The following is a 15374-nucleotide window of genomic DNA, read 5'->3' as shown; positions in this document are numbered from 1 at the left end:
CCTCAGGCGATCAGGCCACCGCGGTAGGCGACCAGCGCCGCCTGCACCCGGTTCACCGCGCCGATCTTGCCGAGCACCGAGGACACGTAGCCCTTCACGGTGGCCTCGGACAGGTGCAGCGCGCTGCCGATCTCCGCGTTCGACATGCCCTGGCCGATCAGCGCGAGCACCTCGCGCTCGCGTTCGGACAGGTTGCCGAGCAGGCTGCGGGCCGGTTCGGCGGCCCGCTCACCGTGCGCGACCGCGGCCAGCACCCTGGCGGCGACGCCCGGGTCCAGCACCGCGCCGCCACGGGCGACATCGCGCACCGCCTTGACCAGCTGGGTCGGCTCGGTGTCCTTGAGCAAGAACCCGCTGGCGCCCAGCCGGAGCGCCTCGCTGACGTACTCGTCCATGTCGAACGTGGTCAGCATGGCCACCTTGGGCGGCTCAGGCAGCGAACGCAACCTGCGCAGCGCGGACAGGCCGTCGGTCGTGCGCATGCGGATGTCGAGCAGCACGACGTGCGGCCGCAGTTGGCGAACCCGGTCGACGACGAGCGAGCCGTCGTCACATTCACCGACGACTTCGATGTCGCCGGCCCGGGACAGAATCATGCGAAGTCCGGAGCGCACCAGGTCTTCGTCATCGACCAGAAGCACCTTGATCACGGACGCCTCCCCGATTGGGCGTGACGTGGTCACGAGTAAGCGTGGGCGTGCAGTATTGCCTATCCATGTCACTTTGTGGTTATCCCATCACGTTCGGGACGTTTGCGCAGCATCCAGTTAGGGAACCGGCCATCTACGCAGAGTTACCGAACGGGTGAGTAGAGCGCTCTCGCACGCGATTTCGGATCATCCGAACGCACGAACGTGAAACACTTTCGCAAGAAGCTACTCGCCCGTAACGTGCATCACAACCCATGAGGAGTGATGGCGATGCGACGACCGCTGACTCTGCTGCTCACCGCCGCGACCACCGCCGCACTCCTAGGCAGTCCCCCAGCAGTCGCTCAACCCACGGAATCCCGGGCCGCCGCGCCCATTCCTGACTATTGCATCAGTCAGTGCGACGACATCCTGCCGCCCGGCCAGAACGGCAACGCCACCTTCGCCGAACTGCTGCTGTTCAAGACCCTCGGCATCCGGCCGCCGCATTCCAGCGACCAGAAGGCGCGCTACGAGAAGCTGGTCTGGGGCTACAGCGGGCTGACCGACGAGCAGCTCAACACCTACTTCAACGACGCCTCCTTCGGCGTACCAGCTGACCAGGTGGCCAGCACCAGCTCGCCGCGCCCCGACGTGACCATCGTGCGGGACAAGGCCACCGGCACCCCGCACATCACCGGCAGCACCCGCGCGGGCGCGATGTTCGGCTCCGGCTTCGCCTCCGCGCAGGACCGGCTGTTCCTGATGGACGTGCTCCGGCACGTCGGCCGCGGCGAGGTCTCCTCCTTCGCCGGTGGCGCGATCGGCAACCGCGAGTTCGAGCAGCAGCAGTGGTCCATCGCGCCCTACACCGAGGCCGACCTGCAGGCCCAGTTCGACCGGCTGGACCAGCTCGGGCCGCGCGGCAAGCAGATGAAGCAGGACGTGCTGGACTACGTGGCCGGGATCAACCTCTACATCGCGCAGAGCAAGGCGGGCCGGTACTTCCCCGGCGAGTACGTGGCCATCGGCAAGGCGGACGCGATCACCAACGAGGGCGGGCCGGAACCCTGGAAGCCCACCGACATCGGCGCGATCGCCTCGCTGGTCGGCGGCATCTTCGGCGCCGGCGGCGGCCAGGAAGTGGTCTCCGCGGTCGCGCTGGTGGAGGCGAGGGCGCGTTACGGCAAGGCACAGGGCGACGCGGTGTGGCGGGCCTTCCGCGCGCAGAACGACCCGGAAGCCCCGGTGACCGTGCACAACGGCACCTCTTTCCCTTACGGCACAGACAATCCGGACGCCGCCGGGGTGACCCTGCCGGACCGCGGCTCGGTGGTGCCGCAGCCGATCGTGCGCGATGCTGTCGGACCGGCTGTCAAGGACTCGCTCGCGCCGGCGGCGCCTGCCCAGCGCGGGATGTCCAACGCGCTGCTGGTCTCCGGCGCGCACACCGAGAGCGGGCACCCGGTCGCCGTGTTCGGCCCGCAGACCGGCTACTTCGCCCCGCAGCTGCTGACCGTGCAGGAGATCCAGGCGCCGGGCATCAGCTCCAGGGGCGCCTCCTTCGCCGGGCTCGGCCTGTACGTGCTGCTCGGCCGCGGCCAGGACTACGCGTGGAGCGCGACCACCGCGGCCCAGGACATCACCGACTCCTACGCGGTGGAGCTGTGCGAGCCCGGCGGCGGCGCGCCCACGCTGAAGTCGGCGCACTACCGCTTCCGCGGCGAGTGCCTGCCGATCGAGGAGCTGACCAAGAAGAACGCCTGGAAGCCCAGCCTGGCCGACGCGACGCCAGCGGGCTCCTACACGCTGGTCGCCCAGCGCACCAAGCTCGGCCTGATCTCCCACCGCGGCACGGTGGCCGGCAAGCCGGTGGCCTTCACCAAGCTGCGCTCGACCTACCTGCGCGAGGTGGAGTCCACCCTGGGCTTCCAGCTGTTCAACGACCCGGAGGCGATCCGCTCGGCGGCGGACTTCCAGCGCGCGGCCAACCAGATCGGCTACGGCTTCAACTGGTTCTACGCCGACAGCAAGGACATCGCCTACTTCAACTCCGGCTTCAACCCGGTGCGCAGGCCCGGCCACGACCCGAACCTGCCGGTGCGCGGTGACGCCGCCTACGAGTGGCAGGACTGGCGGCCCGGCGACAACCTGGCCCGCTACACCCCGTTCGAGCAGCACCCGCAGGTGGTCAACCAGGACTACCTGACCAGCTGGAACAACAAGCAGGCCCCGGGCTACTCGGCCGCGGACGGCAACTTCAGCTTCGGTCCGGTGCACCGCTCCCAGCCGCTGGACGACCGGATCAAGCCGCTGTTGCAGCGCGGCGAGAAGTTCACCAGGGCCAAGCTGACCAAGGCGATGGCCGATGCGTCCACAGTGGACCTGCGCGCGGACAAGGTGCTGCCGCTGCTGCTGCGGGTGCTGGACCAGGCCCCGGTCACCGAGCCCGCGCTGGCCACCGCGATCGAGCAGCTGCGCGCCTGGCAGCGCGCGGGCGGGCACCGCACCACCGACGGCGATCCCAGCGCCAGCGGCAAGTTCAGCTACCTGCACAGCGAGGCGATCAGGGTGCTGGACGCCTGGTTCCCGCTGCTGGCCAAGGCCATGTTCGAGCCGGGGCTGGAACCCGCGCTGCACAAGGCGTTCCTGGCCGCGCTGCGGGTGGACGAGCAGCCCGGCCACACCGGGTCGGCCTTCCAGTTCGGCTGGTACGGCTACGTGCACAAGGACCTGCGCAAGGTGCTCGGCGACCCGGTGCAGGCCTGGGTGCCGAACGCCTTCTGCGGCAACGGCAACGCCGCGGCCTGCCGCACCGCGCTGCTGGACTCGCTGCGCGCCGCGGTGCACACTCCGGCCACCACCACCTACCCCGGCGACGCCGACTGCAAGCCGGGCGACCAGTTCTGCCGGGACCAGATCATCCACCGGCCCACCGGCGGCATCACCCAGGACAAGACGCAGTGGCAGAACCGGCCGACCTACCAGCAGGTGGTGGAGTTCCCGGCGCGCCGGGGCGAGGACGTGGCCAACCTGGCGCTGTCCAAGGCGGCCAGCGCGTCCAGCCACGAGACCGGCGCGTACCCCTCGCCGCCCGGCAAGGCGGTGGACGGCGACCGGCGCACCCGCTGGGCCAGTGACTTCTCCGACCAGCAGTCGCTCACCGTGGACCTCGGCTCGGTGCGCCAGGTCGGCCGGACCGTGCTGCGCTGGGAGTCCGCCTACGGCAAGGCATACCGGATCGAGGTCTCCGCCGACGGGCGGCAGTGGCGGCAGGTGGCGGCGGTGGCCGAGGGGGACGGCGGCGAGGACAACATCCCGTTCGCCGCGACCCAGGCCCGTTTCGTGCGGCTCACCGGGATCAGCCGGGCCACCCGCTACGGCTACTCTTTATTCGAAATTGAAGTTTACGCGCACTGAAAACCGAAATGTTCCGGAAAGCCGGCGTCTGCCACTATCGGTGGCGTGCGGAAATCCGAGATGGTGGCCGGCAGTCTGCATGAGGCACTGCGCACCGGTCCGTTCGAGCACGCGCTGCGCCTGGCCATCCAGGCCAGCGGCCTGACCCTGGCCCGGATCAGGGCCAGGATGGCCGAGCGCGGGGTGGCGGTGGGGCTGGCCACGCTGAGCTACTGGCAGCGCGGCCGCAGCCGCCCCAGGTCAGCCGAGCTGGTGCTGGCGCTGGAAGAGGTGCTGGAGCTGCCCCGCGGCGCGCTGCGCGACCTGCTCAGCCCGGCCAGGCGGGAACCGGCGCCGGAGCGGGCCCGGTACTCGGTGACGCCGCGGCAGGTGTGCGCGAACGCCGAGGCGGTGCAGAAGCTGCTGGTGGAGCTGAACAACCCGTTCGACGGCCAGCTGACCGCGCAGAGCGTGCACGAGCACCTGGTGCTGGCCCCGCGCCGGGGCATCGAGCGGCTGGACTTGCAGATCCTGCGGCAGGCGCGGATCGACGGGGTGGACCGGGACACGGTGATCGCGGCCTGCGAGCCGGGCGAGCTGCCGGTGCGCTGGCGCAGCGAGGGCACCAGGCTGGGCCGGGTGGCCACCGACCACGACTCCGGCGTGATGGCGGTGGAGGCGCGCTTCCCGCACCCGCTGCGGCGCGGGGAGAACCTGCTGGTGGACACGGTGTTCGAGTTCACCGGCAGCGGCCAGACCTGCCTGGCCTGGGGCGGCGGGTTCCGGTCCGGGTGCCAGACCTACTGCCTGACCGTGCGCTTCCCCGCGGGCGACCCGCCGGCCAGGGTGTGGCGGGTGTTCCGGCCGGACAACAGTTCGCCGACCATCGACGTCGGCGACATTCAGGTTGACGGCAACTTTGTTGCCCATTTCATCGACTTCGACCTGCCACCCGGCTATTACGGCATGCGCTGGTGCTGGAAGTGACCGCCAGTGCGCGCACAAAAGCCCAACAGCGCCAACTGAATAGAGACTGAAACTGAAAATATTGTGAAATCGACACACCCATGGTGGGGTGCTGGTCTCGACACCAGTTTTCAACAATGACCCACATCGTGCAGGCAGCGAACGGGGGTAGGCATGACAGCGGCGACAGTGCCCGACGAGCTGGGTGCGGCACTGCGCTCCGGCCCGTTCCACCACGCGCTGTACCTGGGCATCCAGGCCAGCGGCCTGACCCTGCAACGGATCCAGGTCCGGCTGGCCGACCGGGGCCACCGGGTGAGCCTGGCCAGCCTGAGCTACTGGCAGCGCGGGCAGAGCCGCCCGCACCGGCACGCCTCGCTGCGCGTGGTGCGCGAGCTGGAGGAGGTGCTGGAGCTGCCACCCCGGTCGCTGCTGGCCCTGCTCGACCGCCCGGCGGAGGAACCGCAGGCGCCCGCGCACCCGCTGGTGCTGCGCGGCCGCCGCGGCGCGCCGATCGCGCCGAGACGACTGCCGCACCCCGCCGACGCGATCGTGCCGCTGAGCGTGCACGAGCACTGGACCATCGGGCCGGACCGGGCGGTGCGCGCGATGCGGGTGCGCGCGGTGCTGCAGGCCATGGTGGACGGGGTGGACCGGCACCTGGTCCGGCTGGCCGCACCGGCGGGCGCGCTGCCCAATCGATGGCAGAGCGACTCCTGCCGGCTGGGCCGGATGCACACCGATCCGGACGGCGGCGGGGTGCTCGCCGAGCTGCGCTTCGACCGCCCGCTGCGGCAGACCGAGACCGTGCTGGCCGACTACGAGCTGGGCTACCGGCCGGAGGAGGCGCTGGTCACCAGCTGCGAGCGGCGGTTCCTGCTGGGCTGCCGGGAGTACCGGCTGACCGTGGCCTTCGACCCGCGCGCCACCCCGGCAAAGGTGTGGCGGGTGCACCGCGCCGCCGCGCACCCGGCGGGGCGGGACGGGCAGCGGGAGGCGACCGAGCTGCGCCTGAGCGCTCGCAACGAGGCGCAGCTGGTCGGCTTCGATCTCGGTCCCGGCGGTCACGGCATCAGCTGGATGTGGCGGTGACCAGCTCCTCGGCCGGGGTGACCACCAGGAACCCTTGTCCCGCAGCGGGTTTCCAGCTCAGCTCACGCCGGTAGAAGCGTTCCAGGAAGGCCACCCGCTGGTGGTAGACGAACACCGAGCCGCGGCGGCCGACGATGCTGGTGGTCGAGGCGAACAGGGGTAGCTCGGCCAGGAAGTAGCGCACCGCCTTGGCCAGCTGCTCGGGGTTCGGCCGCACGCCGTCCGGCAACTTGCGGTCGAGCACCCAGTGGCTGGCCGAGAGGCAGTCCGCGCGGAAGCCCTCGTCGGTCCGGTAGAGCTGTTCGCCGTGCGCTAAGAGCTGCTGGTAGTCCGGGTTGTGGTCGAGGGCGGCCGAGTCCAGGATCAGCGCGCCCGGGTCCGGCACGCCGAGCTCGGCCAGCGCCCGGTGGATCTTGTTGTAGACGTAGCAGCCCTGCCGCCGCGCCTTGGAACGCGCCTTGCTCGGGGAGTAGCCGAGGGCTTCCAGGGTGTACACCGATGGCCCGTCGGGCACAAAGAAGTGGCAACTGGGGAAAGTGCGCACTGCCCACGCGGCGAGTTCGCTGATACGTTCCGGAGTGAAATATCCGTTAAACGGGCTGATACCGATACAGGCGTGCTCGGCCTCGATCACCGAAGCCGGACAGCTTTCCACCAGTGGGCGCACAGCGTACATCACACACTCCGCTCGTTTGAGTTTCACCGACGTGCTCAACCTCTTCGTACGTCTAGGCAAACCCGCACGTCAACGCGTTGTGAACGGCTGAAATTCAGTTCAAGTCACCTCGAAAACCACCCCCCAGAAGAGGGGGTGCAATCGAATGGGCCAGTGCACAGACTTCGGTTATGAGCGGAACAGCGAACGCGGTGGGCCGCGATGACTTCTCCCTCTCCCGGGTCCCGGAGTCAGCCCGCCGCCCGTGGTTTTCCATCGCGGTGCAGCGATTTGGCCAGATTGCCTCTTTCCACCAGTTCCTACTGGGTGCCGTACTCGGTTTCGGCATGACGTTCTGGAACGCGGTGCTGGCGATCACCCTGGGTGCGGCGATCATGGAGGTGATCACCGTCCTGCTCGGCGTGGCCGGCATGCGGGAGGGCCTGTCCACCTCGGTGCTGACCCGCTGGTCCGGCTTCGGTCACCGAGGCTCGGCACTGGTCGGGCTGCTGATGACGATCAGCCTGGCCGGCTGGTTCGGCGTGCAGAACGGCGCGTTCGCCCAGGGCCTGAGCAACCTGCTGGGCGGGCCGCCGCTGTGGGCCTGGTCGCTGATCGGCGGCATGCTGGTGACCGGGATCGTGGTCTTCGGCATCCACGGCATGGCATGGACCGCCTACCTGACCGTGCCGGCGTTCCTGCTGCTCAGCGGCTACGCGATCTGGGACGGGCTGCGGATGCACTCGCTGAGCGAGCTGATGAGCTCGGCGCCGCCCGGACCGGCGCTGTCGCTGGCCGCGGGGACCACGCTGGTCTCCGGCGCGTTCATCATGGGCGCGATCATGACCCCGGACCTGACCAGGTTCAACCGCAGCACCGGCGACGTGGTCAAGCAGACCGTGCTCAGCGTGACCCTGGGCGAGTTCGTGATCGGGCTGATCGGGGTGCTGCTGGCGCACGCGGCCAAGACCTCGGACGTGGTCAACATCATCACCTCGTCCTCCGGCTTCCTCGGCACGCTGATCCTGGTCGCGGCCATCCTCAAGGTCAACGACTGGAACCTGTACTGCGCCTCGCTCGGCCTGGTGAACACCATCGACGTGCTGCTGGGCAAGCGCACCAACCGGATCGGTGCCACCCTCGGTCTCGGCCTGCTCGGCTCGGTGCTCTCCGCACTCGGGATTTTGGGGCAGTTCCAGGGGTTCCTGACCTGGATCGGGGTGATCAGCCCGCCGATCGCCGGGATCATCATCGCCGAGTACTTCCTGGTCCGCTCCTGGCGTCCGGTCCTGGAGGAGTCCCGCGCCAGGGGTGAACTGCCCGCCACCGCGCCCACCTGGGTGCCGGCCGCAGTGGCCTGCTGGGTGTTCGGCGCGGTGGCGGGCGCCTTCCTGCCCTTCGGCATTCCCACCCTGACCTCGGTGCTGGCGGCCTTCCTCGGCTACCTGCTGCTGGGCCGCTTCGGCCTCACCCGCGGGATCGGCAGCACGCCGACCGCCGCACCCACCGCACCGTCCACAAAGGAGGAAGAGCACCGTGTTGCCTCTCATCACCCGCACTGAGCTGGAAGCGGAGTTGGCGCAGGGCAAGGTCGTCGTGGTCGACACCATGCCGGTGGCCTACTACGAGCGGGAGCACCTGCCCGGCGCGGTGAACATCCCCGGCTTCCCGTACGAGCAGGCCGCCGACTTCACCGACGAGTACGCGCCGAAGGTGTTGCCGGACAAGGACGTCGCGGTGGTCGTCTACTGCGCGAACGTGCCCTGCCGCAACAGCGAGTTCGTCGGCCAGCGCCTGCGCCAGCTCGGCTACACCAACGTGCGCAAGTACCGCGAGGGCATTGAGGACTGGGCCGGAGCCGGCCTGGCGACCGAGAAGGCGGTGGCCTGATGCGCAAGATCGGACTCGCGCTCGGCGCGGTGGCCACCACCCTGGCCCTGGGCGCGGGCACCGCGCTGGCCGCGCCGGAACCCGGCAAGGACGGCGTCGGCGACCCGTACTACCCCACCGACGGCAACGGCGGCTACGACGTCAGCAAGTACGACCTGAACCTGTCCTACAACCCGGGCAGCAAGCTGCTGGACGCCACCGCGAAGATCACCGCGAAGACCACCCAGGAGCTGAGCCGGTTCAACCTGGACCTGCGCGGCCTGACCGTGCGTTCGGTGAAGGTCAACGGCCAGGCGGCCAAGTTCACCCGCACCGGCGAGCACGAGTTGGTGATCACTCCGGCCGCGCCGCTGGCCAAGGACGCCGAGATCACCGTCGAGGTCAGCTACTGCGGCCGTCCCGAGCCGGTCCGGCACCCGGTCACCGGCCTCGGCGGCTGGCGCGGCACCCCCTCCGGCGGCGTGATCGCCGCGGGCGCCCCGCACTCGGCGAGCACCTGGTTCCCGGTCAACGACACCCCGATGGACAAGGCGGAGCTCAGCATCACCACCTCGGTGCCGGAGGGCTGGCAGAGCGTGGCCAACGGCACCAGGTCCAAGCCGGTCACCCAGAACGGCCGGACCACCACCACCTGGACCTCCGACCCGGTGGCCCCGCACCTGATCGCGCTGGGCATCGACAGGTACACCTTCCAGGAGTCCACTGTGGACAGCACATCGGTGCTCTCCGCCTTCGCACCCGGCAGCAACGGGAAACCGTTGGCGGACAAGCTGCCCGAGGTGCTGAAGTTCCTGAACTCCAAGCTCGGCGACTACCACTTCGGCACCGTCGGCACCATCCACCTCGCCGACAGCCAGCCCTACCAGGTCGGCGCGCAGACCCGCCCGGTGCTGGGCCGCAACGCCGACCTCAAGGCGCTGGTGCGCACCCTGGCCGCGCAGTGGTGGGGCGCGTCGATGTCGGTGGAGAACTGGTCGGACACCTGCACGCACGAGTGCTTCGCCAACTACCTGGGCTGGATGTGGGCCGAGGCCAAGGAGGGCAAGGACCTCGACGCCGAGTACCGCAAGGCCGTGGACGCGGTGCGCGGCAACGGCGCCTTCTGGGCCCGCAAGCTGGCCGATCCGGGCAAGGGCAAGGAGTTCAGCGCGATCTACGACAAGGGCGCGCTGTTCGTTCACGCCCTGCGCCGCAAGATCGGCGAACGCGCGTTCAACACCGTCCTGTCGAACTTCCCGACCATAAACCAGGGCTGGAACCAGGGCTGGCACGACCTGGAGCTGTACCTGGAGGCCGAGGCGCAGATGGACCTCAAGGAGTTCCTGGACGCCTGGAGCCACAGCACCACCATCCCCGCGGACAAGCACCTCTTCCCCGCCTGATGTCCCACCATTGATCGAAAGGAACCACCATGCGCAAGACCCGTTTCGCCGCCGCGCTGGCCGCGGCCGCCCTGGCCACGGCCGCCCTCGCCGGCACCGCCTCCGCCGCCGCGCCCAGCAGCCTGGAATCCTCCAGCGTCCGCGCGGAGGAGAACATCGTCCACGTCACCGACGCCAACTACAACCAGGTCATGGAGACCTCCAAGCAGAAGCTGGTCATCATGGACTTCGGCGCCACCTGGTGTCCGCCGTGCCAGAAGATGAAGCCGGTCATCGAGAAGATGGCCAGGGAGAACGGTGGCAAGTGGCTGCTGGCCGAGGTCGACGCGGATGAGTCCAAGGCGATCCTGACCAAGCACAACATCAAGTACCTGCCCACCCTGCAGGGCATCCGCAACGCCGCGGACCTGCCCGACTCCCGCAGGATCGGCTACGGCGGCGCCAACGCCGAGCGCGACCTGAGGAACTGGATCAACGCCCAGCTCGCCAAGGGCTGAGCCCAGGCCGCCCGGAGGGGAACCGTGGGTGCGATCTCCACCACCCCCTCCGGGCAAGGCCCGAGCCGCCGAGGACAAGCAGCCGCGCACCCGCTAGGCTGACGGTGCTTGTCCCGGCCTCGTAGCTCAGGGGATAGAGCACCGCTCTCCTAAAGCGGGTGTCGCAGGTTCGAATCCTGCCGGGGCCACCATCTCTCACCAGCGGAAATGCTGGCCAGCAAGATCACGACCCGGTTGGTGGTGACTGACGGGAGTCCTCAACTTGACGGGCACCTCGTCGATCAAGACAGGGGACCAGTCACCTTGAGCCGCTCACTGCATCTCTACGAACAAAATCCACCGAACGGGTGTTCGAATCGGGCGTACTAGGGGCTAGCGTCAGAAGCGGATCATCACTGGTTTACCGTGGCTCAGTCTCAGGAGGTGCCACGATGAGCACACGGTCTCGCATTGAGTGGACCGAGACCACGTGGAACCCGACCACTGGGTGCGACAAGGTCTCGGCTGGGTGCGACAACTGCTACGCCCTGACCTTGGCCAAACGGCTGAAGGCGATGGGATCGGCCAAGTACCAACACGACGGCGATCCTCGAACCAGCGGGCCGGGTTTCGGCGTTGCAGTCCACGCCGATGCTCTCGTAGCGCCTCTGCGCTGGCGAGAACCACGGTTGGTGTTCGTCAACTCCATGAGCGACCTGTTCCACGCCAAGGTCTCGGTGGACTTCATTCGCCGTGTTTTCGCGGTCATGGAGGCAACCCCTCAGCACACCTACCAAATCCTGACCAAACGAGCGCGGCGTCTGCACCGGCTCGCCGGGGGCTTGGCCTGGCCCCCGAACGTCTGGGTTGGCGTCTCTGTAGAGAACACCGACACGCTCAGCCGAATGGATGATCTCCGCTCCGTTCCCGCTGCCGTTCGCTTCTTGTCTTGTGAGCCACTGCTCGGCCCACTGCCGAACCTCGACCTTGACGGAATCCACTGGCTCATCGTCGGCGGCGAGTCTGGCCCACATGCTCGCCCCGTAGACGAGACATGGGTCCTCGGCCTTCGAGACCAGTGCGTACGTGCCGACGTGCCCTTCTTCTTCAAGCAGTGGGGCGGCCGGACGCCCAAGTCTGGTGGCCGCGAACTGCAGGGACGCACGTGGGATGAGATGCCTCAAACGAACGAACTTGCCGGAACCGCTTGACGCCGCTTCCTGAACCTCCGCACTGTGTAGTTGCCATATCACTACGAATGGCCGGGGGTGTCGATGAAGGGGCCTTGGGATCTAGCGCCACACACGGCGGCGAAGCACAAGATCTACGGGAAGTACCTTGACGCCTGGTTCCCCATCCTGATCCAGCGATACGGCGAGGTCACCTACGCCGAGGGGTTTTCCGGCTGCGGCATCTACAGCCACGGAGAAGAGGGCTCACCGATCATCGCGTTGAGCCGACTGCTCCGCAGGCGCCGCGAATTTAGTCAGCTTCAGCGGGCTCGGTTCCTGTTGGTCGAGAAGGAGCGGCACAACGCACACCTGCTGGCTGGTGAACTCGGGAAGATTCTGAATGTCGGGGCACCAGTGTTCGACTTCGACGACGGCGTCGTCGAGGTGCGCTTGCGTTGCGGTGAGTGTCAGCACGAACTCCCCAAGTTGCTCAATGAGTCGAAAGTATGGGGTAAGCCGATACTCGCGATCTTTGACACCTTCGGCGGTGGCGTGCCTGCCCAGCTCCTCGCCAACATCGCCACCAACAAGAGTTCGGAGGTGATCTACACGGTCCTGCCTCAGCACTTTGCCCGGTTCCACTCGGATCACGCCCGCGGCGACGCGATCTTTGGAGACACTGCCTGGCGCGATGTGGCGCAGCATGAGCCTTACAAGAAGCGGGAACACATCGCCCGTGAGTTTGAGACCACGATGCGCACAGCTGGGTTCAACCACGTTCTCCGCTTCAACCTCGGCACCTCACGCGGCGATCAGCTCAACCTCTTGTACGGCACCTGTTCCGCCAAGGGAGTCGAGAAGTTCAAGGATGCTCTCTGGAACGCTGACCCTGTCCAAGGCGCTGGGTTCCAAGACCCCCGTGACCCCTGGCAGCAGATGCTGCCGATGCACCACGAACCCGATCTCGCCCCACTCGAACGACTGCTTCACGGGCTCCTGCTTAACTCTCCAAACCGGTCGCAGACCGTCGAACAGCTTCGGGAGTTCACCAAGCTCCATACAATCTACAAGGCATCACACGTAACCAGGTGCCTCACCAAGCTGGAGAAAGACAAGCTAATCCAGACTCCCACCGGGGCGCTGCGCCTGGGCACGACAACGATCACCGCTCGACCGCCGAAGCCTGAGCAGCTGAGCATGTTGGGGTAGCCGACACGCAGCCCCATCCATGACACCATTGGTGACGCGAAACGGTGCGATTCAGTGAGGTCATGACACGATCATGGGGGTGGTTGTGTGACCGAGGTGGTCGGCAGAGGGCTTTGACAACGCCTACGACCACCCTCCTAGAGCGGGTGTCGCAGGTCCAAATCCTGGGCCACTAACTCTCACCAGCGCGAACCGGCTAGTGGCCGTAGAAGTCGCGTTCCATCCGCGCCGTGAGGTAGCGGACGTTCCACAGGGTCCAGTGCTGGCTCTGCGGGCCGCGCACGTTCCGGCAGACCTCCAGGCACTGCTCGTGCAGCCGCTCCGCGTCCGGGTGCTGGAGCAGCGCGGCCAGCTCCGCGTGCTCGGCTTCAGCCCTGGCGATGTGCACCGGGTGGCTCAGCTCGGGCGAGGTTCCCAGGTCGGCGGCGGTGCATAGCTGCCGGAAGTACGCGAACGAGGTCAGCCTGGTCACCAGCTCGGTGACCGGGACGTCGTCGAGGATGGTCATGTCCCTGGTGGTACGGCCCAGTTCGCCGGCCAGCCGGAGCAGCAGGCGGCCCAGGACCGCGAAGATCAGCTGGGTGTGCTGGTGGCGGATGTCGATGGTGCCGGGATGCCGCTCGTTGGCCAGGAACACCAGCGATATTCCCCACTCACTGCCGAACAGCCATGGGCACTGGTGGGTCGCCTGGTCTTCGGCCATCGGTGCACCGTACTCGGCCGTCGCGGCGCCCGGCACGGGTTTCACCCAGCCGGTCGAGGTCAAGAATATTTGACACGGTGTCCGGTCTTCTTTACATTGGCCCATGTCAAGTTTTCTTTACATGGGGGCGGGCATGGCGATTGAAGAGAAGCGGGCGTGGATCTTGTTGGTGGTCGCGGTCTGCGGCTACACCACCTACCTCGTCCTGGTGTTCGGCCTGGCGGCGTCCTACGTGCCGACGATGCTGTGGGCCATCGGCGGCGGGATCGTGGCGGGGATCGTGCTGCACATCGTGGCCTCGGTCCTGACGCCGGGCGCGGACGGCCGGGTGGACCAGCGGGACCGGGAGATCGGGCGGTTCGGGGAGCACGTCGGGCAGTCGTTCGTGGTTCTCGGCGGGGTGGGCGCGCTGGGGCTGGCGCTGGCGGGGGCGGCGCACTTCTGGATCGCCAACGCGATCTACCTGGCGTTCGTGCTCTCCGCGGTGCTCGGCTCGACGGCCAAGGTGGTCGCCTACCGGCGGGGGTTCCAGCCGTGGTGAAGCCGACCAGGGTGACCAACTCGATCCGGGCGCTGCGGTTCGAGCACGGGCAGCTGACGCAGGCGGAGCTGGCCGAGCGGATCGGCGTGACGCGGCAGACGGTCATCGCCATCGAGGCCGGGCGGTACTCGCCCTCGCTGGAGATGGCGTTCCAGATCGCGCGGGTGTTCAACGTGCCGCTCGAGCAGGTTTTCCAGTACCCCGGGGACGCGGAGGAGCGGCCGTGAAGGCGATCACGCAGGACCGGTACGGGTCGACGGATGTGTTGGCGCTCAAGGACGTTCCCATTCCGGAGCCGGGGGCGGGCGAGGTGTTGCTGCGGGTGCGCGCGGCCGGGGTGGGGCCGGATGTGTGGCACCTGATGACCGGGTTGCCGTACCTGGTGCGGCTGGCCGGGTTCGGCCTGCGCAAGCCCAAGGTTGCGGTGCGCGGGCGGGACGTGGCGGGGGTGGTGGAGTCGGTCGGGGCCGGGGTGACCGGGTTCCGGAAGGGGGACGCGGTGTTCGGGACCGGCGCCGGGTCCTTCGCCGAGTACACGTGTGCCAGGGCGGATCAGGTGGCGGTCAAACCGGCGAACCTCAGCTTCGAGCAGGCGGCGGCGATGCCCGTCTCCGGTGGGACCGCGTTGCAGGGGTTGCGGGACCTCGGGCAGGTGCGGGCGGGGCAGCAGGTGCTGGTCACCGGGGCCGGCGGGGGTGTGGGCAGCTTCGCGGTGCAGCTGGCCGCGGAGTTCGGCGCACTGGTGACCGGGGTGTGCGGGCCGAGCCGGACGGAGCTGGTGCGCTCGCTCGGCGCGGACCGGGTGGTGGACCGGAGCAAGGCCGACTTCGTGGACGGCACCCGGTACGACCTGGTCCTGGACACCGCGGGCCGTCGGCCGCTGGCCCAGCTGCGGCGGGCGCTGACGCCGGGCGGCACGCTGGTGATCGTCGGCGGGGAGGGGGCCGGGCGCTGGTTCGGCGGCATCGACCGGGTGCTGCGGGCGGCGCTGCTGTCACCGCTGGTCGGCCAGCGCCTGCGCGGACTGGTCAGCAGCGAGCGCGGGGCGGACTTCGCGTTCCTGGCCGGACTCGCCGGGGAGGGCAAGCTCACACCGGTGCTCGACCGGGTGTTTCCGCTGGCCGAGGCGGCGCAGGCGATCCGGCACGTGCACCAGGGCCATCCGCTCGGCAAGGTCGTCATTTCCGTCTGACCAGATCAAGCAACTCAGCTACACTGGAGAGGCGGCCCGCTCAGTTCTGCCTCGGGCTGCCCTCCAGG

At 68.4% G+C, this 15374-nt stretch carries 15 protein-coding genes and 1 tRNA gene; 13 read left to right on the top strand and 3 right to left on the bottom strand.

Annotated elements, in window-relative coordinates; translation table 11 throughout:
- Positions 1-2: 2 nt before the first annotated feature.
- Positions 3-650 (bottom strand): response regulator, encoded by a 648-nt coding sequence (locus tag N8J89_RS03235; RefSeq protein ID WP_086780697.1) that lies wholly within the window; start codon positions 648-650, stop codon positions 3-5.
- Positions 651-920: 270 nt separating this feature from the next.
- On the opposite strand from N8J89_RS03235, the gene N8J89_RS03230 reads away from it, so the two are divergent.
- The 3 genes from N8J89_RS03230 (at position 921) to N8J89_RS03220 (ending at position 6086) form a co-directional block, all read left to right on the top strand.
- Entirely contained in the window at positions 921-4049 is a 3129-nt protein-coding gene (locus N8J89_RS03230) for a penicillin acylase family protein (protein WP_283662865.1), read from the top strand.
- 45 nt (positions 4050-4094) lie between these two features.
- Entirely contained in the window at positions 4095-5015 is a 921-nt protein-coding gene (locus N8J89_RS03225; RefSeq protein WP_283662864.1) for a hypothetical protein, read from the top strand.
- A 153-nt stretch (positions 5016-5168) separates the two neighbouring features.
- A complete protein-coding gene (locus N8J89_RS03220; RefSeq protein ID WP_252482454.1) occupies positions 5169-6086 on the top strand; it encodes a hypothetical protein in 918 nt (305 codons plus the stop codon).
- Here the strand turns inward: N8J89_RS03220 and N8J89_RS03215 are convergent.
- Positions 6067-6762, bottom strand: a complete 696-nt coding sequence (locus N8J89_RS03215) for a tRNA-dependent cyclodipeptide synthase (RefSeq protein WP_252482453.1) — start codon at positions 6760-6762, stop codon at positions 6067-6069. The two genes, N8J89_RS03220 and N8J89_RS03215, sit on opposite strands and share 20 nt — an antisense overlap.
- A 170-nt stretch (positions 6763-6932) precedes the next feature.
- Between N8J89_RS03215 and N8J89_RS03210 the strand changes: the two genes are divergently transcribed.
- From N8J89_RS03210 to tcmP, 7 genes are all read left to right on the top strand, one after another.
- The gene (locus N8J89_RS03210; protein ID WP_283662863.1) at positions 6933-8303 is read left to right on the top strand and encodes a purine-cytosine permease family protein; all 1371 of its coding nucleotides are present in this window, start codon (positions 6933-6935) and stop codon (positions 8301-8303) included.
- Positions 8278-8631 carry a rhodanese-like domain-containing protein gene (locus N8J89_RS03205; protein ID WP_283662862.1) on the top strand — a complete coding sequence of 118 codons (354 nt, stop codon included), beginning with the start codon at positions 8278-8280 and terminating at the stop codon, positions 8629-8631. The genes N8J89_RS03210 and N8J89_RS03205 overlap by 26 nt, the downstream gene beginning before the upstream one ends.
- Positions 8631-10013 (top strand): M1 family metallopeptidase, encoded by a 1383-nt coding sequence (locus N8J89_RS03200; protein ID WP_283662861.1) that lies wholly within the window; start codon positions 8631-8633, stop codon positions 10011-10013. The genes N8J89_RS03205 and N8J89_RS03200 overlap by 1 nt, the downstream gene beginning before the upstream one ends.
- Before the next feature lie 29 nt (positions 10014-10042).
- Positions 10043-10510 carry a thioredoxin family protein gene (locus N8J89_RS03195; protein WP_283662860.1) on the top strand — a complete coding sequence of 156 codons (468 nt, stop codon included), beginning with the start codon at positions 10043-10045 and terminating at the stop codon, positions 10508-10510.
- A gap of 115 nt (positions 10511-10625) precedes the next feature.
- Positions 10626-10701, top strand: a tRNA-Arg gene (locus tag N8J89_RS03190).
- A gap of 240 nt (positions 10702-10941) precedes the next feature.
- Positions 10942-11700, top strand: coding sequence for a DUF5131 family protein (locus N8J89_RS03185; protein ID WP_283662859.1), 759 nt, complete (start codon positions 10942-10944; stop codon positions 11698-11700).
- A gap of 30 nt (positions 11701-11730) precedes the next feature.
- A complete protein-coding gene (tcmP, locus tag N8J89_RS03180) occupies positions 11731-12870 on the top strand; it encodes a three-Cys-motif partner protein TcmP (RefSeq protein ID WP_283662858.1) in 1140 nt (379 codons plus the stop codon).
- Between the two features lie 196 nt (positions 12871-13066).
- Here the strand turns inward: tcmP and N8J89_RS03175 are convergent, their stop codons facing one another.
- A complete protein-coding gene (locus N8J89_RS03175) occupies positions 13067-13573 on the bottom strand; it encodes a hypothetical protein (RefSeq protein ID WP_283662857.1) in 507 nt (168 codons plus the stop codon).
- A 133-nt stretch (positions 13574-13706) separates the two neighbouring features.
- Here N8J89_RS03175 and N8J89_RS03170 point away from each other — a divergent pair, with 133 nt between their 5' ends.
- The 3 genes from N8J89_RS03170 to N8J89_RS03160 are packed head-to-tail and all read left to right on the top strand — an operon-like array spanning position 13707 to position 15306.
- Entirely contained in the window at positions 13707-14114 is a 408-nt protein-coding gene (locus tag N8J89_RS03170) for a hypothetical protein (protein ID WP_283662856.1), read from the top strand.
- The gene (locus tag N8J89_RS03165; RefSeq protein ID WP_252482446.1) at positions 14108-14341 is read left to right on the top strand and encodes a helix-turn-helix transcriptional regulator; all 234 of its coding nucleotides are present in this window, start codon (positions 14108-14110) and stop codon (positions 14339-14341) included. Before N8J89_RS03170 ends, N8J89_RS03165 begins: the two co-directional genes overlap by 7 nt.
- Complete coding sequence (locus tag N8J89_RS03160) at positions 14338-15306, top strand: NAD(P)-dependent alcohol dehydrogenase (protein WP_283662855.1); 969 nt, start codon at positions 14338-14340, stop codon at positions 15304-15306. Before N8J89_RS03165 ends, N8J89_RS03160 begins: the two co-directional genes overlap by 4 nt.
- Positions 15307-15374: the final 68 nt, after the last annotated feature.

This window comes from Crossiella sp. CA-258035, from assembly GCF_030064675.1.
In the GTDB taxonomy this organism is placed as follows: Bacteria; Actinomycetota; Actinomycetes; order Mycobacteriales; family Pseudonocardiaceae; genus Crossiella.
This window is presented reverse-complemented; position numbering and strand designations above follow the sequence as displayed.